The organism is Candidatus Protochlamydia sp. R18 (genome assembly GCF_000648255.1).
Classification (GTDB): Bacteria; Chlamydiota; Chlamydiia; order Chlamydiales; family Parachlamydiaceae; genus Protochlamydia; species Protochlamydia amoebophila.
In genome coordinates this window covers 1-22292 of the sequence record NZ_BASL01000752.1, presented here as the reverse complement: position 1 = coordinate 22292, position 22292 = coordinate 1, and the positions used below count along the sequence as shown (strand labels likewise).

23 protein-coding genes and 1 pseudogene are annotated in these 22292 nt (G+C 33.5%); 19 read left to right on the top strand and 5 right to left on the bottom strand.

The features are described 5' to 3' along the window. Positions 1 to 50 precede the first annotated feature (50 nt). The 7 genes from TY19_RS25550 to murI all read left to right on the top strand — a co-directional run bounded on the left by TY19_RS25550 (position 51) and on the right by murI (position 6373). The gene (locus tag TY19_RS25550; RefSeq protein WP_042282004.1) at positions 51 to 803 is read left to right on the top strand and encodes a MotA/TolQ/ExbB proton channel family protein; all 753 of its coding nucleotides are present in this window, start codon (positions 51 to 53) and stop codon (positions 801 to 803) included. Between the two features lie 14 nt (positions 804 to 817). Continuing rightward, positions 818 to 1246: an ExbD/TolR family protein gene (locus tag TY19_RS25545; RefSeq protein ID WP_042282003.1), complete on the top strand. Its 429-nt coding sequence runs from the start codon at positions 818 to 820 to the stop codon at positions 1244 to 1246. A 15-nt stretch (positions 1247 to 1261) separates the two neighbouring features. Continuing rightward, positions 1262 to 2326, top strand: coding sequence for an energy transducer TonB (locus TY19_RS25540; RefSeq protein WP_042282002.1), 1065 nt, complete (start codon positions 1262 to 1264; stop codon positions 2324 to 2326). Positions 2327 to 2387: 61 nt separating this feature from the next. Beyond that, a complete protein-coding gene (gene tolB / locus TY19_RS25535) occupies positions 2388 to 3797 on the top strand; it encodes a Tol-Pal system protein TolB (protein WP_042282001.1) in 1410 nt (469 codons plus the stop codon). A gap of 301 nt (positions 3798 to 4098) precedes the next feature. Further along, a complete protein-coding gene (locus tag TY19_RS25530) occupies positions 4099 to 4839 on the top strand; it encodes an OmpA family protein (protein ID WP_039360502.1) in 741 nt (246 codons plus the stop codon). Between the two features lie 28 nt (positions 4840 to 4867). After that, positions 4868 to 5548, top strand: coding sequence for a LysM peptidoglycan-binding domain-containing protein (locus TY19_RS25525; protein WP_226988509.1), 681 nt, complete (start codon positions 4868 to 4870; stop codon positions 5546 to 5548). Between the two features lie 3 nt (positions 5549 to 5551). Beyond that, entirely contained in the window at positions 5552 to 6373 is an 822-nt protein-coding gene (gene murI / locus TY19_RS25520; protein ID WP_042281999.1) for a glutamate racemase, read from the top strand. Positions 6374 to 6970: 597 nt separating this feature from the next. Here murI and TY19_RS25515 read toward each other — a convergent pair. Together TY19_RS25515 and TY19_RS25510 are read right to left on the bottom strand one after the other, a co-directional pair. Further along, complete coding sequence (locus tag TY19_RS25515) at positions 6971 to 7423, bottom strand: hypothetical protein (protein ID WP_052354884.1); 453 nt, start codon at positions 7421 to 7423, stop codon at positions 6971 to 6973. A gap of 60 nt (positions 7424 to 7483) precedes the next feature. After that, a complete protein-coding gene (locus tag TY19_RS25510; protein ID WP_042281998.1) occupies positions 7484 to 8173 on the bottom strand; it encodes a response regulator transcription factor in 690 nt (229 codons plus the stop codon). 453 nt (positions 8174 to 8626) lie between these two features. On the opposite strand from TY19_RS25510, the gene TY19_RS25505 reads away from it, so the two are divergent. The 5 genes from TY19_RS25505 (at position 8627) to TY19_RS25485 (ending at position 13887) form a co-directional block, all read left to right on the top strand. After that, positions 8627 to 9559 carry a DMT family transporter gene (locus tag TY19_RS25505; protein WP_042281997.1) on the top strand — a complete coding sequence of 311 codons (933 nt, stop codon included), beginning with the start codon at positions 8627 to 8629 and terminating at the stop codon, positions 9557 to 9559. An 83-nt stretch (positions 9560 to 9642) separates the two neighbouring features. Beyond that, the gene (locus TY19_RS25500; protein WP_039360516.1) at positions 9643 to 10674 is read left to right on the top strand and encodes a tetratricopeptide repeat protein; all 1032 of its coding nucleotides are present in this window, start codon (positions 9643 to 9645) and stop codon (positions 10672 to 10674) included. A 47-nt stretch (positions 10675 to 10721) separates the two neighbouring features. Beyond that, positions 10722 to 11993, top strand: a complete 1272-nt coding sequence (locus TY19_RS25495) for a DUF4864 domain-containing protein (RefSeq protein ID WP_042281996.1) — start codon at positions 10722 to 10724, stop codon at positions 11991 to 11993. Between the two features lie 7 nt (positions 11994 to 12000). Continuing rightward, positions 12001 to 12579 carry a 16S rRNA (guanine(966)-N(2))-methyltransferase RsmD gene (gene rsmD / locus TY19_RS25490; protein ID WP_042282077.1) on the top strand — a complete coding sequence of 193 codons (579 nt, stop codon included), beginning with the start codon at positions 12001 to 12003 and terminating at the stop codon, positions 12577 to 12579. Between the two features lie 330 nt (positions 12580 to 12909). After that, entirely contained in the window at positions 12910 to 13887 is a 978-nt protein-coding gene (locus tag TY19_RS25485) for a hypothetical protein (protein WP_042281994.1), read from the top strand. A gap of 84 nt (positions 13888 to 13971) precedes the next feature. Here the strand turns inward: TY19_RS25485 and TY19_RS25480 are convergent, their stop codons facing one another. Continuing rightward, positions 13972 to 15174, bottom strand: coding sequence for an MFS transporter (locus tag TY19_RS25480; RefSeq protein ID WP_011176406.1), 1203 nt, complete (start codon positions 15172 to 15174; stop codon positions 13972 to 13974). 269 nt (positions 15175 to 15443) lie between these two features. Here TY19_RS25480 and TY19_RS25475 point away from each other — a divergent pair, with 269 nt between their 5' ends. The 5 genes from TY19_RS25475 to TY19_RS25455 all read left to right on the top strand — a co-directional run bounded on the left by TY19_RS25475 (position 15444) and on the right by TY19_RS25455 (position 18953). Next, positions 15444 to 15938: a hypothetical protein gene (locus tag TY19_RS25475; RefSeq protein ID WP_042281992.1), complete on the top strand. Its 495-nt coding sequence runs from the start codon at positions 15444 to 15446 to the stop codon at positions 15936 to 15938. Positions 15939 to 15959: 21 nt separating this feature from the next. After that, on the top strand, positions 15960 to 16412 hold the full coding sequence (locus tag TY19_RS25470) for a hypothetical protein (RefSeq protein ID WP_148300663.1): 453 nt from the start codon (positions 15960 to 15962) through the stop codon (positions 16410 to 16412). 28 nt (positions 16413 to 16440) lie between these two features. Continuing rightward, positions 16441 to 17073, top strand: coding sequence for a hypothetical protein (locus tag TY19_RS25465; RefSeq protein WP_042281989.1), 633 nt, complete (start codon positions 16441 to 16443; stop codon positions 17071 to 17073). A 116-nt stretch (positions 17074 to 17189) separates the two neighbouring features. Continuing rightward, positions 17190 to 18050, top strand: coding sequence for an MNIO family bufferin maturase (bufB, locus tag TY19_RS25460; protein ID WP_042281987.1), 861 nt, complete (start codon positions 17190 to 17192; stop codon positions 18048 to 18050). A 6-nt stretch (positions 18051 to 18056) separates the two neighbouring features. Further along, positions 18057 to 18953, top strand: a complete 897-nt coding sequence (locus tag TY19_RS25455; protein ID WP_042281986.1) for an HvfC/BufC family peptide modification chaperone — start codon at positions 18057 to 18059, stop codon at positions 18951 to 18953. A gap of 7 nt (positions 18954 to 18960) precedes the next feature. Here TY19_RS25455 and TY19_RS25450 read toward each other — a convergent pair whose 3' ends face one another. Beyond that, positions 18961 to 19599, bottom strand: a complete 639-nt coding sequence (locus tag TY19_RS25450; protein WP_042281983.1) for a hypothetical protein — start codon at positions 19597 to 19599, stop codon at positions 18961 to 18963. 181 nt (positions 19600 to 19780) lie between these two features. Between TY19_RS25450 and pgeF the strand changes: the two genes are divergently transcribed. Then, the gene (gene pgeF, locus TY19_RS25445) at positions 19781 to 20551 is read left to right on the top strand and encodes a peptidoglycan editing factor PgeF (RefSeq protein ID WP_042281980.1); all 771 of its coding nucleotides are present in this window, start codon (positions 19781 to 19783) and stop codon (positions 20549 to 20551) included. A 37-nt stretch (positions 20552 to 20588) separates the two neighbouring features. Continuing rightward, entirely contained in the window at positions 20589 to 21236 is a 648-nt protein-coding gene (locus TY19_RS25440) for a histidine phosphatase family protein (protein WP_042281978.1), read from the top strand. A 122-nt stretch (positions 21237 to 21358) separates the two neighbouring features. Here TY19_RS25440 and TY19_RS25435 read toward each other — a convergent pair. Then, positions 21359 to 21561 (bottom strand): annotated as a pseudogene (locus TY19_RS25435) (IS982-like element ISPasp3 family transposase); the annotation flags it as partial. Positions 21562 to 22292: the final 731 nt, after the last annotated feature.

The window sequence follows — 22292 nt, the reverse complement described above, 5'->3', positions numbered from 1 at the left end:
TTGAAAATTTATATTCAAGTAAATTATTATAAATAATAAAGGTATTGTAAATGTATGTAAATGTTAATATATTAGCTAACAATCCTTTTTTTGAAGCTTATTCTCAATCCGATGTATTAGGTAAACTAATTTTTTTAGCTTTATATATTCTTTCTATTTGTAGCTGGATTGTTTTAATTCATAAATTATGGTTGACTTCTCAAGCCAAAAAATATGCCTTTCGATTTCATGAAGCTTTTCAATTACAAAAAGCGAATCCCCTTAGCCTCGACTATGATACAATAAATAACAAAACACACCTTAATCCTTTTTTAGACCTCTATAAAGTTTTAAAACGACAAACTTTAGATGTATTGGCTAAAAATCGCCATTTTCATACTCAACTATCTAACACTCCGCAATCACCCACATTTCTTTCGTTAAGTGATATAGACTACGTTGCCTCTCATTTATCCACTCAAGTTGCTTCTCAAATAAAATATTTAGAAAAAAATCTTTACATTCTTTCCACAACTGTCAGTTTGGCACCATTTCTAGGGTTATTGGGAACTGTTTGGGGGATTTTGACAACATTTGCGGAATTACAATCTCATCAATCAGGTGGAAGTACTCATCAAATGGTACTTAGTGGACTATCCCTTGCCTTGGCTACCACAGTTCTGGGACTTCTCGACGCAATTCCCGCTTTAATTGGATATAATTATTTAAAAAATGAAATTCGTGATTTTTCGATGGATATGGAAGGTTTTTCAAACGACATTTTAGCTGCTGTTGAATTACAATATCGCAAAGTAGAAGCTTAGAAAAGGTGAGCGCAATGATTAGAAACCGTTTCTCTTTTTCTCACACTTCAATTCCCGATGAACCTGCCGTGAATTTGACACCTTTAATTGACGTTGTATTTGTTATTTTGATTATGTTTATTGTAATTGCCCCCTTATTAGAACAAGATCATGTCGAACTTGCTGATGCGCCAAAGTTCAATTTAAATAATCATCAGTCTGTTCAGGAAAGTAGTCCGATTACTATTCATGTAAGATCTGATAACACGATTTGGTTAAATCAAGAACTTATACTTCCTCATCTGTTAGCCGAAAAGCTTAAACAAATTAAATTGAAACATCCCAAAATTACTCCTCAAATTTTTCATGATAAAAAAGCCTGTTTCGGGACATACCAACTAGTCAAGAATGCTGCAGAAGAAGCAGGATTTTCAAAAGTAGACATTATTTTAAAACCTGCTTAAAGCAACCCATTGCTTATGCACAATGATCCAACTTCTCTCTTTTTTCAATCTTATACCCAGCAAAAAGCTTGGTGGTTGATTGCTATTGCCGTCATATTTTTTCATTTACTGATTTTATTAGTTAATTCTACATCGTCAATTTCATCAGAAAAACAACAAACGACGAAATTAGTAGTCTCGACACTTATCCTGCAACCTTCCGCTCCTCCCTCTTCTATAAAAACTTTGCTTACACAAGAGATTGATAAGAGTTTAATTTCATCCACTTCGTTACCTTTAACACCAGAAAATCCTTTACCTGCTAAGACAAAACCACAAGACTCTTCTAAACCACATAAAGTGACTGAAAAAAAATCTGAACTTAAGTTAGAATCTAAACTCTCTCCAAAAACTGAACCAAAAAAAAATACAGCCTCTTCACCAAAAATAAAAAAAACTGAACCCCCACAAAAAAAAACCACTGAACAAAAACAAGCAGAGAAGAAAAAAGTAAAAGCGACTCCAGCATCAACATTTGAGAAAGAAAAACAAAAAAAAGAGGCTGTTAAAAAAGAAAATATTGCTAAGGAAGCTCTTGCCAAAGATGCTGACAAGCGACTTCAGCAAGAATTAGCAGCCTCTCAAGAGGCTGCTCTAAAAAAAGAGCAACAGCTCTTAGCTAAAGCTAAAGAAAATCTAGCCAAAATAGGAGAGGCAAAACAAAAATCCAATTCTACCACGCTAACTAAAATTGGAGAATCCCCTAGTCTAAAACAGATTCAAAATCTACAAATTGACACTTTACCTCAAGGAAATAGTGTTCAAGGAGAGTTAAATGGAAGAGATAGCAGTTATCGAGACGAAATTGCTCAACGATTAAAACTTTTTCTAAAATTACCCGATTACGGATCTGTACAAGTTAAATTGACAATCGACCGAACAGGCAAAATTGCTCAAATTAGCATTGTAAAAAGTGAAAGTTCAAAAAATCAACAGTACATAGAAAAAAACCTTCCCACGATTTATTTTCCAGCTTTCGGAACTCGATTTGAAGGACTTTCACAATACACTTTTTTAGTTACGTTAAATAACGATTATTAACCTGGATTACAAGTTTATTCACTAAAAAATCTATTAGATTATTAAAAACCCAAGAAATTTTATGTATGCATTCTTTTTTAAAACATCTAACCATTGGATACAATTTCTCATCCGCTTTTGTTTATCTTTAGCTCCCTTTTTTGCTCATGCGATAGACGAAGACCCTATTGTTGTTCGCCTCTCGACAGATTCTTCTCTCGTTCCTCTTTATTTAGCTCCTTTCACTATAGAACAGACAAATTTTTCTCCATCCTATCTTAAACAATTGGAAGATATCTTAACCTTTGATCTTAATCACAATGGATCTACTTATTTATCAAAAAGAAATGCCTCCAATGACCAGTTAGCCAATGCAGGTGAGCTAGAAGATTTAGGTATTGCTCAAGCTTGGCAAGCACAAAATATTTTTTATGTGATCAAAGGTATTATCAAAGAAAACTTTCTTCAGGTATTTATATTAAGTACGAATACACAAAATCTTAAAAAATGTGATCCCGTTATGCTAACCGGTGATTTATCCCAAGATCGCCGATTAATTCATCGTATTGCAGACACTATTCATAAAGCCTTATTTGGAGTGGAGGGAGTTGCCTCTACTAAAATTTTGTACACAGTTAAAACTCCTCTTGTCGATAATAAACAAAAACTTTCTTCCGAAGTTTGGGAAGCTGATTACGATGGAGAAAATGCACGACAAATTACTCAAGAAAAATCTTTTTGTGTGAATCCTACTTACATTCCACCCAAAAAAGGTTTTTTATCAGGCAATTTTCTTTATGTTTCTTATCAAGTTGGACAATCAAAAATTTATATTGCGAATTTAAAAGATGGCAAAGGACAGCGTTTATTGAAGCTTAAAGGTAATCAACTGATGCCTACACTTTCTCAACAACGAGATAAAATTGCCTTTATTAGCGACGCAACTGGCAATCCCGATTTATTTTTGCAACTTTTCAATCCTGAAACAGGTGTTGTTGGAAAACCGCAGCAAATTTTCTCTGCTAAATTAGCTACCCAAAGCACTCCTTCATTTAATCCTGATGGAACCAAAGTAGCTTTTGTATCTGATAAAGATGGTTCTCCAAAAATTTACGTCATTGCCATTCCAGAACCTGGAACAAGTTTAAAAAATATAAAGGCAACTCTAATTACTAAGCGCAATCGAGAAAGTTCTGCTCCTGCATGGTCACCAGACGGAACAAAAATTGCTTATTGCTCCCGAACTGATGGGATTAGGCAAATTTGGATTTACGATTTTACAACCAACCAGGAAAAACAATTAACGCAAGGATCTGTTAACAAGGAAAATCCTTCGTGGGCCCCCAATAGCCTTCATCTTGTTTATAATTCAGCTGATACAAATGATAGCCAGCTCTATTTGATTAATTTGAATCAAACAGAGGCAACTCGCATAACTTCAGGAAAAGGAGAAAAACGTTATCCCAATTGGGAGTTACGTTTTGATCGCTAATCGCTTGTTTATCATCTAATTAGATAAGAGATTGAGAATGCTAGTGTTTTTTTTTGCTAATTTGACATGATTTTTGTTAAACTAAGTTCGACTTTTTTCGAGATTTCATTAATTTGCTAAAATGTTTTTTTTGAAGCTTTTATGATCAATTTTTTTTAACGTTATATTTTATTTTTTCTCAAAAATTTAATTACAAATTCATTCAAAATTTTTTTTTTGCAAATAGAGTAAATTTCAAAAAGAAACTGTTTTTCACTTACAAAACTTCAATGAGCTCTCTCTAATTTCCGGAGAAAATCTTATGAGAATATATTCTTTTTATTTAGTAGCCTTATTAGGGTCTGCCTGTCTACTTCAAAGTTGCGCAAGAAATGGTAGCGATGTTTGGGAAGATACAAAATCAGCTGGCCGGCACATGAACCGTGGTGTAAGGGCTCTTGGCGGCAAACATGGCGACTCTCGCCAAATTCATTCAAAAAACGATTTTGAATGCGTAGATGATGAGTATAGTCATCAAGAAGGAGGTTTTCAAGACTGTGATTATTCTCGCGCAGACTTCATTCCCTTACAAGATCAAGCCAACAATGAGTTTGCAATGGCTGATATCCTTGCTCGCCAACCTCGAGAAACGCCTGGTGAAATAGGTAGTTCCATTCCGAGTATTGAATCTTTTCAAGATCCTTGCATGATTCCCCAACTCGCAGCCATTTTTAAAACGATTTACTTCGATTATGATAGCAGTATGATTAAAGGTCAGGCAAATTTACAAACAATTCATCAAATTGCTGATTTCATGCGTCGCCATCCAAATGTTTATATTTTTATTGAAGGGCATACCGATGAAAGAGGACCTCAAGCTTATAACTTGGCTCTAGGTTCCCGTCGTAGCAATGCCGTTCGTAATCTTTTGATTAGTGAAGATGTTAATCCAGATAATCTCTTTACCATTTCTTATGGGAAAGAACGACCCGTCGTCTTAGAAAAACATGAAGAAGGTTGGTCTAGAAACCGTCGCGTAGAGTTCAAGATTTATGAACGTTAAATTTTCTTTTCTTATGGGAACACTAATCATGTTCCCACTTTTAAATTGCATGAGTGCAACTTATCCAAATTACTCGGCACATTCTAACTTGCCTAATCAACAATCTACTCGTCCAGTTATTGATAATAATACAATCCGATTTAAGAATAGTTTAGCCGATCTTAAACACGAATTAAGTAATCATGAAGCAGAGATACGCATTTTTGAAAACAAATTGCATAATCAAGAAAGTTCACTTGATCAAATTCGTCAACAAATTGTAGATGATTTAGAGGGGCAAAGAGAATATACACGAGCGATGAGTATTAATTTAGAAGGGAAAATTGATACTCTTGATAAAGCTGTCAACGGTTTGATGAATGATCTTAGACAATTAAAAAATCATGCCAATGATTCGGTAAATGTTTTAGCTCAATATAAACAAAAATTGATTGATGTTGAGAAAATCCTTGAAGCACAGGATCAGCATATTAGCAGCCTGGAGGTAGCTTTGCATTCTCTCATAGATGTCTGGCAGGCAAGAGAAACAGCAACACAAGAAATTGCAAACAAACAAGTGATAAATTCATCTAAAACATACAAGGTCCAACCCGGCGATAGTTTAGAAAAAATTGCAAAGGCTAATAAAACGACTGTCAAAATTTTGAGAGAATGTAATCAGTTAACTTCTGATCTTATTGTGGTCGGACAAGTACTTAAACTTCCTTAATCTATGGCATTCAATCACCTTGCTTCTTCTCATGCTATTGGTTTATTTGACTCAGGGATAGGGGGGTTAACAGTCATGCGAGAAATGATTCGTTTGCTGCCCCAGGAGAACCTCTTGTATCTTGGGGATACAGCAAGAGTACCCTATGGAAATAAGAGCGCAGCAACAATTATTCGCTATAGCATTGAAAATGCTATTTTTCTACTTGAAAAGCAAATTAAAGTATTGGTGGTTGCTTGTAATACAGCCTCAGCTTTAGCGCTTCCAAAATTAAAACAACTCTTTCAACTCCCAATCATAGGCGTCATTGAACCTGGGGCTAAATTAGCAGCTGCAACAACACGTAACAAACGTATAGCCGTTTTAGGAACTAAAGGAACCATTGAATCTGGTGCTTACCAATCTGCAATTCATCAACTAATTCCTGATGCGATTATCTTTCCAATTGCATGTCCTCTATTGGTTTCTCTCGTTGAAGAAGGTTTTCTCTATCATTCTGCTTCAAAACTCATTATTCAAGAATATTTAAAAAATTTAGAGAAGGCAGATGTCGATACTATTTTGCTTGGTTGCACCCATTATCCTTTACTTAAACCCCTTATTGAAGAAATAGTGGGCCCATCTGTTACAATTATAGATTCAGCCTTGACCTGTGCCCAAACCGTCAAAAAACTTTTAGAAAGTCATCAACTTGTCCATTCGAATCAACACGCAATTCACCAATATTTCGTCACAGATGATCCAGAGAAATTTCGCCAACTTGGTGAATATTTGTTTCAATCTCCTCTTCCTTTAGTAGAATTGCACAAAGTAATTCATTCGTAATCTATTTGAGTTCAGTCAATTAAAAACCGAATTATCGCATTTTATTAGAAAATTTAATTGAATATTCCCTGCAGAAATAATAACATTTCTTATTTCTCTGGTTGCTTTAAATAAATCAAATTCAACATTAATTAAAATTAATATTTATATACAAGAAAATACATTATTCAAATAAATAGTTTACAAGCAGTTAATTATATGAAATTGTAGTTTAACCTTGTGGCAACGATGAGCTATGGTAAACAGCTTAGGTTTTGTCAATCAAATTAACGCTTACCTAAAAGATGGGAAACTTATTTTAAAAACTTTTAAAAAAGTGGAAATCCTGAAAAATATTCAGCAAACAGAATACTTGATGTGGAAAAAGTAATATATCAGTACTCTAGTGATGAATTCATTCCTAGTCACACGACCATTAAAGATAAAGGTAAATTCATTCACCTTTAAAAATCGAGTGTCGTTCATTTAATGTTTAAAATACTTTTTGATATCTAAGAAGTGTTCTAAATTGAATCATTCTCGTTACGGCTTTTTAAACCTAAATTTTGAGTTTAACAAGATTTTTTCTGGGAGGCAAAGGCATAAGCCTTGAAAAAGTTATGTTTTTTGTTTCTTCTTAGAAACGAAAAAAGAAAAAATGATAAAAATGAAACAAAAAATTACCGTCCAAAAAGGAAGGACTTTCTGAGAAATGATTTCTGCATTTTCTAAAATATAAAATTGCCTTAATTTTTTCCCTTCCTCTTGCGCTTGTAACTTTAATATCCCCTGAACTGTCACTATTTGATTAGTAGAAATTTTATCAATTCCTTTCAAAAAAATTTGTTGTGCTACTTGATGAGAATTGCCAATACAACAACTTTTTAAATTAGGTTGAGAAGCTAGTATAAAGGTATTCTCAGGAGATTGATAAATAAAGCCTTTGATTTGAACGGGTTGTTCAGGCACGAAAAAATAATTTTCGCTTTGTAATTCTTCAAAAGTTATTTGTGAGGAAGTTGTAAAGGATAAAAAAAAGAAGCTAAAAATAATAAGTTTTAGAACCCACATTCTCATACCCGAGAAAAACTGAATTAATCCTGCAAAGGATTAATTCAGTTTTAATTTATCTTATTCATCGTCTTTAAAACGATAACCTACCCCTCTGACAGTTTCAATACCATCAAAATTAGGACCTAATTTCTTTCTCAAAGAGGCAATATGCACATCAATGTTACGATCGATGATAAAGGCTTCGTCATTTTGTACATCGTCTAATAATTGATTTCTAGTCAATACCTTTCCACGATTAAGAAGTAAGCGTCTCAAAATTCCAAATTCAGAAAGGGTTAAAGCAATAGACTTATCTTTCTTTCTCAACAAATACCGATCGATTTCCATGGTGTATTCGCCAAAAACTAATGTTTTTGCTTCCTTTTCTCCTTCTTTTCCACGTCTCATAACAGCTTTAATACGTGAAAATAAAACCTTTAGAGAAAATGGTTTAGCGACATAATCATCCGCACCTAGCTCAAGTCCTAAAACAACATCGAGCTCTTCGCTTTTTGCTGAAATTATAATAATAGGAATATTTTCTAAATCAGGATTACTTTTGATTTTACGACATACATCTAGTCCGTTTAATCCAGGTAGCATAATATCAAGGATAATAACATCTGGTTTTTCTCTTTCTATAGCCAAAAAACCATTTAATCCATCCATTTCCAGATGGACTTTATATCCAGCCAATTCTGCCTGGAGTTTAATCAAAGAGGCTATATCCTCTTCATCTTCAATAAGCAATATTTTTGTTTTTTGCATTTTAATAGCTCCGCGTACTGAATTGGTATTTTATAATTTAAATTTTTCTAATATTCAAGTTTTTTTATTATAATTATTTTTATTTCCATTTGATAACTACAGCTAACATTTAAAATACATCTATTATTTATTATAACAAAAATTTAAATCATATAAATGTGTTATTTCATTAATATAAAATAAAATTTAATTTTAATTGAAAATTTTTAAAATTTTTATTTATTAAATAGTTTGTTTTCAAAGATTTATAGAATGATAATTTTATTAGAGAACTAACCCTTTTAACTTTATTTTTTTTTTGAAGAAGGATATACTGAATATAAATTTTTCGAAATTAATCTCATTAAAGAAAATTTTTATCCAAAAAAACTCTAAAGCAAAGGATCAGGCAAGAAAAACAATCTTGCAACCTCTGCCGTTTATATTAATAAATGAAATGAATTAATAGGTTTTATGTTCTACGTCATTCTTTTGTATGCTTTATTTGCAAGTGTTTTCACGATTGCTAAAACAGGATTGGAATATTCTCAACCTTTTTTCTTGGTAGGAACCCGAATGTTATTAGCTGGATGCCTTTTATTAGGTTATCAAAAAATTGTGAATAAGGAACACTTCTCATTTGATAAGCAAACTTGGTGGCGTATTGTACAACTTGCGGCTTTTAACATTTATTTAACAAATGTTTTTGAGTTCTGGGGATTAAAATATCTCACATCATTCAAGACATGTTTCATTTATAGTTTATCTCCATTTTTATCAGCTTTGTTTTGCTACACCCTCTTCTCAGAAAAATTAACAACAAAAAAATGGATGGGATTATTAATTGGATTTATGGGTTTTCTGCCTATTTTAATGAATCAAACATCTTCGGAGGAAGCAACCGGCCATCTGTTATTTTTCTCTTGGGCAGAATTATCTGTCATGATGGCTGCTATCTGCAGTGTTTATGGATGGATTGTTCTGATGCAATTAGTTAAAGAAAATAATCTTTCTCCTATAACCGCTAATGGAACAAGTATGTTTATAGGGGGCGCATTTGCTCTTTGTCATTCATTATTGGTTGAAAATTGGTCACCTATTCCCGTTACAAACATACCCATTTATTTAGAATGTACTTTCCTACTCATTTTGATTTCCAATCTTATCTGTTATAATCTTTATGGAACTTTATTGAAGAAATACTCAGCAACTTTTATTTCTTTTGCTGGTTTCACAACTCCTCTCTTTACAGCACTATTTGGATGGGTTTTCTTAGAAGAGGTAGTGACTTGGCCATTTTATATTTCATTTGGAATAGTTTTTTTAGGGCTAGTTTTATTTGATAAAGAAGAATTGCAACAAAGCTATCGAGGAAAATTGCTTTCTCAGCCTCAATTGTCCGAATAATAAAAATTTTCAAAAAATATTTGTTTAAATTTTGTCAACTAATGATATAAAAATTTCTTAGATATCAGGAAAATCAGAGGGTTATGGCTGCTGAAAAAGAAATTATACTAGAATTTGATAGAGAATTTTATAAAAATCGTACGCAAGCTTTGATGGAGCCTGCAATAGAACAATTTTTACGTGTTATCAAATCCTATACCCTATTTAATATCTTTTTTCTCAGCTTACTCTCAGCGGAAATAATTTATTTTTTTATCCACCTCACTTTTTTAGCGCAAACATTTGTTTTAGCAATTCATTTAGCATTAATTGTGGCAACAATTTTTTCTTACTTTACTCTGAAAGTTTATTTTGAGAGTCGGAAAACAGAGCAATTAATGGATTTAAAATCTGATTTTATTCATGCATGTGAATTAAATATTCAAGATTTAGAAGATTCTCCAGAATATCATCTCACTATTGCCTATGCCTGTTGTCGACTAGCCGCAGATTTACACGGTAAAGAATATGTCATCTACCAAGTTCCTTTTAGACTAAATTTTTTATTTCCGATGATCGAAAAAATAAGTTGCTGGGTTCATTGGCAAGATGTTCATACGATGAAAGAATTATTGCTTCAAGGATGTATTGAAGAGCACATCAAGTTAGTTAGACTTGAACCAACTGATCTAGAAGCTCATACAGGACTTGCTAATGCTTATGTCATGTTATCTGGACTGTATGTTGATCCTAGAACTATAGAGGGTTTAGATGACGACCGATGGCTGCCAGCCACTAAATACAACGAATCTTTTCAGTTAAAATTTAGATACATTGCCGAACGAGCTATTGAAGAATTTAAAATTTTAAGTGATTATGCTCCTCAAGATCCATGGGTTCATGCTCAATTAGCTTATAGTTATCATGATCTTCAAATGCCCGAAGAAGAAATCAAAGAATATGAAATTATTTTGCAATTATGTCCTGAGGATAAAGAAACCTTATTTAAACTGGGTAAACTTTATTTTGAACAGGGCTTAAACGCTAAAGGGCTGCAAATTTACGAAATTTTAAAAAAATCGAACTATAAAAAAGCAGAAAGTTTAATCCATTTTTATGGCGCCTACGCGATCTAAAAATTTGTTATATTCAGATAATTGTATTCACAAAGGAAAATGACGCTATGTTTTGTTCGCAATGTGGCACTGAAATCGGTAAAAATGATCAAACTTGTCCTTCTTGTGGAACCCCTTCTCATAAAAGTATTTCTGGCGCGTCTGCTACAATTCCCTCTTCTCAGTCCGTCAAAAAGAAAAAAATGCCTCTTTGGTTTAAAATTTTAATTGGGGTAGCCTTTTTATTACTCGTTGGAGTCACGGGAGGGATTTTATTTACAGAAACTCTTGTCGATGTCATTGATAAACAATTAGAGGCTCTTAGAAATAACGAGATTTCTAAAGCTTATTACGAATATACTTCAAAAGAATTTCAAGCAGCGACATCGCTAGATCAATATCGTCAATTTGTAGAATCTTATCCTGCTTTTTTAAACAATCACTCTGCTCACTTTACGCAACGCGCCATTAAAAATAATGTAAGTACATTAAAAGGAAACCTCTCCACTCAAAACCACATTAATATTCCTGTAGAATACAGATTGATCAAGGAAGATAATAAATGGAAAATTCTTAGTATCCGCTTACTTCAATCACTAAGCCCCTATACAGAAAAAACTTTATCAAATGCTCAAGACTTAATTAACGTTGTTCAAAACCAACTTCAATTAATTCAAAATAATCAACTTTTGAAGGCATATGAAGAATATTCTGCAGAGGAATTCAAAGAAACAACTTCAAAAATTGAATTTGAAAATTTTGTGAAGCGTTATTCCATTTTACAGGATTATCAAACAGCCTCATATCATAAACGGAAAGTAAGTGATGGAATAGGAACACTTGCTGTCATTCTGCAAACAAATCACCTGACCACTTATGTTAAGTATTATCTTGTTTACGAAGACAACGCATGGAAAGTTTGGAGTATGCGAATCCTATCTCCAGAAGAAGGTGCTCAAGAGTCTCGTCAGCATGCAAAAAAAAATCCTAAACATTTGCAAACAACAAAAATGAGTTTTGGTTCTTATCATTTAGGATCTTCAGTTAATAAAGAAGGATCCATTGATCATCCACAAACAGAATTTAAAGGGGATTTGAAAGATCTTTATATTGATCTAGAAATAGCTAATGCGGCTAAAAACAGTGTTATTCAGTTAAATCTTCAACATTTAGAAAGTGGGACATCGATCCCGGCGAAAGCAATTATTGAAGAAGAGGGAGATACCCTATTGATGTCTGTTTTTACTCCTCCATCAGCTGGCTGGCCAAAAGGACATTACAGACTGATTATCACCACCTCTTCCGGTTTGAATAAAATTATAGATTTTAATGTTGAGTGATTTCTTTATGTATATCATTACAGGACTATATCGCCATAAACGCTTAGTAACTCCTAAAGACGATTTAACACGTCCAACAGCTAGTCGCTTAAGAGAAGCTCTTTTTAACATTTGTCAAAACTTTATTGAAGAAACAGCATTTCTTGATTTATTTGCTGGATCAGGAGCGATAGGATTTGAAGCTTTAAGTCGAGGAGCCAAATCAGTAACCTTTATTGATTCCAGCAAAGAAGCCTTAAAATGTCAGCAAAAAAATGCCTCTCTTTTAGGTGTCGAACAACAATGTCAACTATTATATGGAGAAGTATTTACTCTTTTAGAATACCTCAAAAAACAACAAAAACGTTTTAATATCATTTTTGCCGATCCTCCCTATGCTAAACAGATCTATGCAAACGAGCCTTCTTATAGCGAGAAAATTATCCGTTGCATCGATACAAGTGACTTACTAGCAGAAAAAGGAACTCTTTTTATTGAAGAAGACAGTCGTTTTTCCCCTCAATTGAACGATTTAAAAAAACTTCAACTCATTAATAGCAGAAAAATAGGGCATTCTTCTCTACAGCGTTATTCATTCATAAACTAGAATAATAAAAATGACTTCGCTTTTTCCACTCTGATTTGAAATTGATTAGATTGAGATGACAAATAATTCATCTTTTCAATTTATTAGAGTGCAAATCTTGTTGTTCTTATTGCAGTGGTAAGCCAGTCTTCAAATAAAGAAATTCTCATTATAATTTAGTTTTTTTATCCCATTAATAAACTTCAAAAAGTGATTATCTATTTAAATTTTTGAAATTTTATTGCTTTATTTTAGCACTCTACATACAAGTGATGTATTCAAAAGATGTTTAATTCCAGGCGAGCGTAAGAAATTTATCTATCTCGCGTTAATTTGAAAAGGAGACGATTCATGTTTAAATCTCTGGTCGCTTTGATGGCCATTTGCCTAACGACTTTATCTACGTTGTGTATTGCAAGTTGTCAACAAAGTGTGGAAATGGGTGTAGGTTGGAGACGAGATAAGCTGAATTGGAAGTTAAAAAATTTAGAGCTGGATCAGATTTCTGGAAATGTGGATTCCCATATACAATTTAAAAAACTTGAGTTGTACATGGCTTATGCAAAAGCAAAATGGATCGGCTCAAAATATTATGTGCGCTTATCTGCTGACTACGGCACATCTTTCAAAGGAGAAGCAAGAGAGCATTTTCAGTTGGATACACCCTTATTGAACAAAGATATTTTAGTAAATACACATGATCCTATTAAAAAAAGAAGTGAAGTCTACGACTTTGACATCGCCACAGGTTTTCCTTTAAGTTTCTGTTACGGACGTTTGAATGTGGTTCCTTTAATCGGTTTTTCTTTTCATCGCCAACATTTAAGAGTTAAAGGAAAAAAAGATTCTTCCTCTTCTTTGTCTTATTTTTCTCCTATCTCTTCGTCTAACCCACTCTATGGTAATGACTCTAATCCTTTTGGAAAACCATCCAGTGACTCAAACCCCATTATCGCCAATAAACTGGGACTTAATGTATCAAGACAGACAAGTACTTACCGTTTTAACTGGTATGGATTTTATTTAGGCACTGATATCGCCTACGCCCTTGATAAAGAATGGACTCTCTATGCAGAATTAGAAGCCCACTGTTTAGATAGTTGCCACCGTAAAAGAAAATCTTGGACAGGTGTGTATTTTGTTGACCATTACCATCGTAATCGTTGGGCTTGGGGTTTCAATACAAATTTAGGAACAACTTTTTGTTTATCTAATTGTTGGTATGGAAAGATTTCCTTGGATTATAAATGGTTGAAATCTCATACCCGTAAAGATGAACTTAAATGGGAATCGGTTGGAATCAACGCAGCATTGTCCCATTCTTTCTAAGTCCATCTTAGCTCGATGTGGAACTCCTCATTCACATCGAGCTAAACCAAATTTCTGAAATAGCTGTTAAAAAATGAAGATTGTTTAACAAGGAGAAAAAACTAATTCTTGTTCTTCTTTTGGAAGAGAGAATGTTGCATAAATTTGAATGAGGAATAGTAAACCAAGCACAGCCAACGCTTTGATAGGTGCATAATTCTCAAAAAAAGCTGTCATCAACCCAACCGATCCTGGACCGATTGCTTCAGATATACACCAAACCATCCCCATTAAAAAAGCACTGATAGATCCTGCCTGCCCAGGTGCATAGCGTACACCAAGCGCAATTCCAATCGGATTCACAAGCGTCAATGAAGCTCCTAAAATAAAAAGTAATAGGAGAGAAAGCCACATAGAAAAACTTCCAAAAAACAAGATAAAATAAAAAGTCGCACAACTGACTATCCCAGCGTATAAGATGACTTGCCGAGGAGAGTATTTATCAGCTAAATAGCCAGCTGGCACCATCATACATGCTCCACCCAAAATTAAGCATAGATGCCCTCCTCCATAATAAATCCATTCGGCTAAACCTAGGGTTTTTAAAGCATCTGGTAAAATAAAAATCATCCCCCATAAAATGGATTGATTGGCCACTTGTGCTAAATAAAGCATTCGCAAAGGAATATGACAAAAAAAAGCCTTAAAATCTCTTAAAATCCCCTTCTTTAAAGTATGCTGAACAGATTGTATCACGGGAAAACGATAAAAAATCAAAAAAAAGCTCAAAATAATGGCGGGGATGGCTAGTAAATACGTTTGTCCATTCATATTTTTATACACAAATAAAAAAATTAGTTGGCTAAAAGCAAGTCCTAAACTCCCCCCTGAAGCAAAAATAGCCATTAATAAGCCTCGCCTCGTTGGAATCAAACTTCCCATTAAACTGCCTGCAGCAGGATGAAAGCTACCTGAACCTAAACAGGTAAATAAGTAAAGACAAAATAAAATCCCATAATGACTAAATTGGACTACAAGTGTACTAGCAACCACTAATAGCAATCCTAAAATCATTAAATGCTTTCGATAACCTCTGTCACTAAATGCTCCAAAAAATAATTGAGCTCCTTCCCCAATAAATGCTCCTGCTGCAACGACAAGGCCAGCTTTGGCGAAATCTAATTGAGCCATCGACTTATAGACAGGCCAAATTCCTAGCATTGTATCAATAAAAAAATGTGCTAACCATGTCAAAGCCAGTAACGGAGCTAACGATAATGGAATAGATTGTTTCGCAGAAAAAACCATACAAACCTTTTTCAAAATTTATCGAATATAACAACAGTTTTTATTAGATAAATTAAATTAATATTATAAATATAATAAAATAATTATAAATTTTTTTAAATAGATTAATGATTAAATAGTTTCGATTATCAATTCAAGAAAAACACTTTTTATCGGATAAAATTTCCAAATGATGATGGACAAAAAATTCTTATTGCTTTTATGGTCAGGTTAAATTCAAAAAATACTTAGTGAATTATCCCCTCTTTTAATTATACCATAGAGGCTTTATGAAAATTAAAAATTTAGCAAAAGTTGTTTTTGCAACGCTTTTATTAGCCTCCGTTCAATCCATTAATGCACAAGCAAATTGTAAAGAAGCTTCAAGCTATTCTCCCAACTTAATCAAGGGAGATTGTGACAATCAAGTGAGTTTTGATTCTCAATCTCATTCTACTCAGAGTGATTTAGCTGATAATTATTCGTATGGATGTGACAATAGCCTTTACTCTTATAAAGGACATTCTAGAGGGTCTGAAACTAGCTATTCTTGTCGTTCAAAACAAAGTTCTGACAGAGCGAACCGTTCTAATAGATATTACAATACAAGTTTTAATGCAGGGAATTATCCCTCTGGGATAAGCAGCTATTCGGGAACAAGTACCGGCTCTGGAATTAGCAATGGATATCATAGCACCCCTAATGGCACTTATAAAACTGATCGTCGGTATTATGATCGAAATATCAAAGCTAATTTAGATACTTATTATCAAATAAAGAGATAAGAGAACAAAAATATTAACTTTTTGGAGGAAAAAATGGAAAATAAGAAAAAACAATTAGTGAAAGCCGCTTTTACAGCTTTAGTATTAGCATCTAGCCCTGTTACTGCTCAGGCAACAGATGGAACAGCGACTGACGGTTGGGTAATTTCTGAGACATTGCTTGCGACGGCAGGTTGCGGTGCAAGCGACGGTTCTCATGGTTGTGGTGCAGCTACCCCTCCTCCAAAAGAAACAAGTGCAAAAATAGACAACATATTAAACAATTCAAATCACACAACAGCATCTAATAACAACGGTAATACAGCTAAAAACAACTATAACCGGTCTAGTAATTCAAATCTAGCAGATGCTACATCTAATACTAATAGTAACTGGAATACGTTACCAACGACAACAAATTCGATAGATGCCAAAAACCCCAATGGGATGAATACACGTGACGGAGTAACAACAAATCCGACGACTAAAAAATAATTACAAATTAAATTATGCGAGGAAAGTTATGAAGAAAGGTCTAACTCAATCAGCTTTAGCAGCTCTGATGCTCGCATCAGCTCTGCCTATTGTCGCTCAAGCTGATCAACATTCGCAAGAGTTATTACTTGCAGCGGCTAGCTGTGGAGCTTATCATCCTACACAAGGCAAAAGAGAAATTGCTGACAACTCTACTGGCACAAATTCCTATGATGCGAATAATAATTCATACCAAATGAATTCAAATAGTAGCTATGAAAATATAAGCAATACTTATAATGGGACAAGCACAAGTCCAGGAAATGATAGTGTAAGCACTCCAAATCGCAAGAATAATGACTGGAATGCAGCGCATAGCTCTAATCATTCTTATTCTCAAACGGGTACGCAGTATCAATCAAACGCTAATGGCTATCACAGTTATAACAATGCAGAAGAAGTTGATTATAACCATGCAACATCTGCAGTGTCTAATACAATCTCTGAAGAGCAATTAGTGAGTTCACTTAACGGTGAAACACGTAAGATCTATGATAACTTAAGTACTCAAGGTAAGGCTTTAGCAATTCAATTAGCTAGCCAAGATAATTACCGTGATAAGAATTTGGCTGTTAAAGAAGCGCAAAAAAGAACTGAAAAAGCAGACGTAATGGTTCGTTAATCTGTTTTGTCAAATAGATGCATGTGCGTGCCAATAGTGGTTGCGCACATTTATTTTTTCTAAACATTTTTAAAAGCTGACAAGACACGTTCAATGACTTTTTAGATAGGCAAAAAATGGCACCCCGTCAAATTCCAAATTTAGGCATTGGTATTGGATTACGTTTTCCCCATTTAGAAGATATTTTTAAATTCAAGCCAGAAATCGATTGGTTTGAAATCATCAGTGAAAATTTTATGTTAGATGAGGGTAAGTCTTTAGAGTATTTACAAAAAATTTTAGAAAGCTATCCAGTAGTTCAACATGGGGTATCCTTGGCAATTGGAAGTTCTGCTCCTCTTGATTACGCGTACTTAAAAAAACTCAAAGCGCTCACTAAACTAACAAAAACTCCTTGGGTCTCTGATCACTTATGTTGGGGACACCAACCAGGTGCTCATTACCATGACTTACTTCCACTTCCTTATACACGAGAAGTCGTTGATTATGTGGCAGAAAGAGCTCGGATTGTTCAAGATTATTTAGAAATTCCTTTTGCTTTAGAAAATCTTTCTTCTTATGTGGCATTTACACAAGATCAAATGCCAGAATGGGAATTTTATGCTGCCATCGTAGAAAAAGCAAACATTTACATGATGCTAGATGTCAATAATATTTATGTTTCTAGTCGAAATCATGGATTTGATCCCAAACTTTACTATCAAAATATTCCCCTAGAACGAGTCATTCAAATTCATTTAGCAGGCCACCAAGATTTTGGAGATTATGTCTTAGATACACACGATCATCCCGTCAGAGATGAAGTCTGGGAATTATATGCAGAAATCTATCCATTGACTGGAGGAGTTTCTACTCTTCTTGAATGGGATGACAATCTTTTATCTTTTGAAGAAACTTGGAAAGAAGCTTTAAAAGCCAAACAATTTCAAAAAAATATTTCTTCTCCTTTACCTCCTTCTTTAGTCAACTTTGTTTGAGGATAAATGAATAGAATTCCCAACTCAAGTTGTAAACAAGTAAATATTCCAAGAGATCTTCAACTAATCCAGGAATGGTTTGCAAATGTTATTACTACACCTTTAGCAAAAAATGATACGATTCATTATAAAACTAAAAACGGAGATTTAATCTCCGAGGAAGCAAAAAACTATATTGCTCCAAGCCCTACGCTTCTTCCTCATCAATGCATACAAATTTATAATCAACAATACTGGTGGCGATTAATTAATATACTTTATACAAATTTTCCGCTTCTTGTACGTTTGACAGGTTGCAAAATATTTAAAGAAAAAATTGCCATCCCTTATTTATCGGAATGTCCTCCCAATCACTGGGCATTATCATTAGTAGGAGAGCGTTTACCGGACTGGATTTCTAAAAATTATAAGAGACCGGATCATTCACTGATAGAACAAGCTGTTCAACTTGACTGGGCTTTTACAGCTAGTTGGATTGCTTCTAAGCATATTCCTTTGAATCTCTCAGAACTCACCAAACAAAATCCGGAAGAGATTTTAAGTAAAACACTTTTTCTTCAGCCTCATATTCATCTTTTTAATTGGAATGTTAATTTATTTTTATTTCGAGAAGAATTAATAAAACAGGATATCCATTATTGGACGAATCACCGCATTCCCCTACTTAAAAAAGAAGAGATTCATTACTACGTTCTTTATCGTACTGAAAAAAATATATTAGCGTGGAGAGAGGTATTAGAAGGAGAGTTTTTCTTACTTCAACTTCTTCAACAAGGCATAAGCCTTGAAAAAGCTTGCGAAAAGATTGAACAGCAAAGTACAAAACTTTACGAGCAAGCTTGCAATCATCTACAAAAATGGATCCAAAATTGGGCTCAGCAACATTGGCTAATTGAAAAATGAAGAGGTCTTAGAAATAGACCCCAAAGCCAGCCCCTAACTTCAAACCATCACAATTTAAGTGCTTCCAAACATGATTCCCATTAAAATCATGTTTGCGTGAAAAATGAAATTGTTGGACAAAGTAATCAGCAAATAGATCAATAAACGTCGTTGGTCCTATTGTCCATCTTAAACCAACTTTTGCAACAACTCCTACTCCGTGCTTTGAAATATGTTTTTTTAAGGAAGAAAAGTAAGAAGAATAGCTGCTGTCTCGACTAAAATCTTCCCAGCGATGCTTTATATGCAAAAATGAATAACAAGCTCCTACTCCCGTATAAATATCTAAATAATTTGTTAAAGGATAGGTAAACTTAAAGCCTAAAGTGAGGGGAAGAATATAAATTCGATTCTTTTGTTTAAACATGCTATAGTCATCGCGCAAATTTCCTTTTTTATTCATCCAATTGATCCCTGCCCAAACTTCAAAGAATGGGTGAACGCGTTTGGATGTTTCGACTTGGTAGTCAATTAAACAAGAAGAATAAACTTTTCTAAATTGTTTAGAAGAGGGTTGAAAATAAGCGCCTCGAACCTCTAAAGTCCAATCAGATGCACATAAGCAAATAGGAAGTAAAAGAAAAAGAAGGAAAGAATTAAATTTCATATTTTTCAACTTAAGGGTTAAATACTGACGTTATCTCTTATTTCAATCGAAGTTTGAGAAAATTTATAAATTAGCAGATCACAGAAGTCAATAGCATTTGTCTGTTACCCCGCAAAGTTTTGCCTTTTTCTTCATAAATTTTTTTACTCTTCAATAATAATAATAATCCTACTACGGTTAAATGATGCGACATTTCAAAGAAGATCGGCTCGAGTGGTTAGAATTTGAGCTTTTAACAGATATTCCTCACTTAAAACATGCTGTTTTTCTTCGTAAAGGGGGATATAGTGTTGAACCTTTTAATCAATTGAATGTGAGCTATTCTGTAGGAGACAATCCAATCTCAGTTGAAAAAAATCGTAGCTTGATTGAAAACAGTCTAAAAAATGGCACTCCTCATACATTTAAAATGATTCATGGGCATGCTTGTCATGGCCATCAAGTCGCTCCAGTGGAGATCGATTCTCCTCCAACTATTCTGTTGACAGATGGTTTAACTTGCGCAACACCAGGTATTGCTTTAATGATGACCCATGCAGATTGTCAAATTGCTTTATTTTATGATCCTCAACATCACGTGATTGCGAATGTTCATGCTGGATGGAGAGGCAGTGTACAAAATATTTATGCAAAAACTATTACGCAGATGAAAGATCGGTTTGGATCTGATCCTAAAAATTTACTTGTTTGCATTTCCCCCAGTCTTGGCCCTGAGGAATCAGAATTTATTCATTATAAAAATGAATTCCCTGAAGAATTTTGGGAATTTCAATTTAAACCAAATTATTTTGATTTTTGGTCATTAACGGAGTATCAATTGCAAAAAGAGGGAATTCTTTTTCATCACATCGAAGTGGCAAGATTAAGTACATTTACAAATCCAAACGATTATTTTTCCTATCGGAGAGAAAAAATGACGGGAAGGAATGCCACAATTATTATGCTTTTGTAAAAAGTAGCCCTATTTAAAGTACTAAAAAGGCACATCAATGGTAGATAAAAATTTATTTTGCGATATTTATTTAATCCGGCATGGAGAGACAGATTGGAACATGTTAGGAAAATTACAAGGGCATATCGATATTTCTCTTAACAGCTCAGGTAAGATCCAAGCTCGGAACCTTCAAAAGCAACTGAATCACATTAATTTTGCAGCAGCTTTTTCCTCTGATCTTAGCCGAGCGCGTCAAACGGCAGAAATTGTTCTCGAATCAAAAGATATTAAGATAAAGGAAACAGCTGTTTTAAGAGAGCGACAGCTAGGCGAGTGGGAAGGTCAATCAATAGATGACCTAAAAAATTGGTTGCAAAAGAACAGTCAAATTGATTCTTTCACTCAAGAAGATTTTTTAGCCTACAAGTGGGATTCAATATCTGAAAATTATGCAGAAGTATTCAATCGCTTGTCTACGCTTGTTTTAAAGATCTCTCCATTGTACTTAGGCTCTACAATTTTGCTGTCTTCCCACGGAGGATTATTACGCTCAGTTCTTTATCAGTTGGATTTTAAAAGTGAACTCAGATGGCATGTAGGTAATTGTGGATTTATTAAATTACGTGCCAATAATAGAGGTGAAATGACTATTGCGGAATATCATGGGATTAAGACTTCAAGAGCCTCCTCTTCAACATTTTGACCTTATAAGGGAGTTAAAATCCGAATTCAATAATTGATCTTCATACTATCGATTAAAATTTGTGTCTGTTCGTTAAAAAGATAAAGATTTAAACTTACATATTTAATGTAAATTGCAAATAACTAATTTGTTAAAAAATTTGTTGCAGCTGCTACTAAAATCCTAACACTTTAATCTCACATCCATTAAACGTCGTTACATAAATTTTTCTAGGCATCAGTCTTGATATCATGCCAGATCCCCCTCAATAATTTTTCTAATGTGCTTCAAGTTTACAAAATCATTGTAAACCGATTAAGTGAAGGGATTGAAATTTTGGCTTTATTGTTTTCGCTCCACTGTTTGCCATGCTCTAAACAGTGAAAATTTTGCTTTTATTGTCTTATATCACCATTCCTCTTTACCAAACCCGAGCCGTAGGTGTGTACATCTCATTGTTCTTCTTCGCTTGAGTTAGGATAATTAGTCTACCTAATTAGTTAGTTTATTGAAATAGTCTTACCTATTTGGCACTACCAAATATGTCAAGGTACGAGAGTGTATATTGTATTGAGTTTTCTTTAAATTACGAACTATTTTAAAAACATAGGAAAGTTATAAATTTAATTTTTAACAGAAAAGATAATTAATATTCAATTTTAATAAATAATCAAAAAAAATTTATCTAAATAAAATATCAAAATTAATTAATTATAAATCATGAGCATATTCATAAAACAAATAAATGTAAAAACAACAATTTATTTATAAAATATAAATGTTTATTATCATAATTTAAATAAATAAAATAAAATTGAATTTTAATTAACAAATAAATTTAATTGAATTTATTTTTTCAAAGTATATAATTAAATAAAAACAAAAATTAAAGATTTCATGTCTTTACCAATTTCTACTTTAACAAATCAAATTATAATTAAATCGGAAAATAAACCAGAAGAAGTAGAAGTAAAAACTACTATTTTTTCTACTAATATTGCAATGACGAAACACTTTATTAACCTGAATTTTGGGTTTTTAGGCAGCCATTAACAATAAGCGATGCTGCTCTGCTAA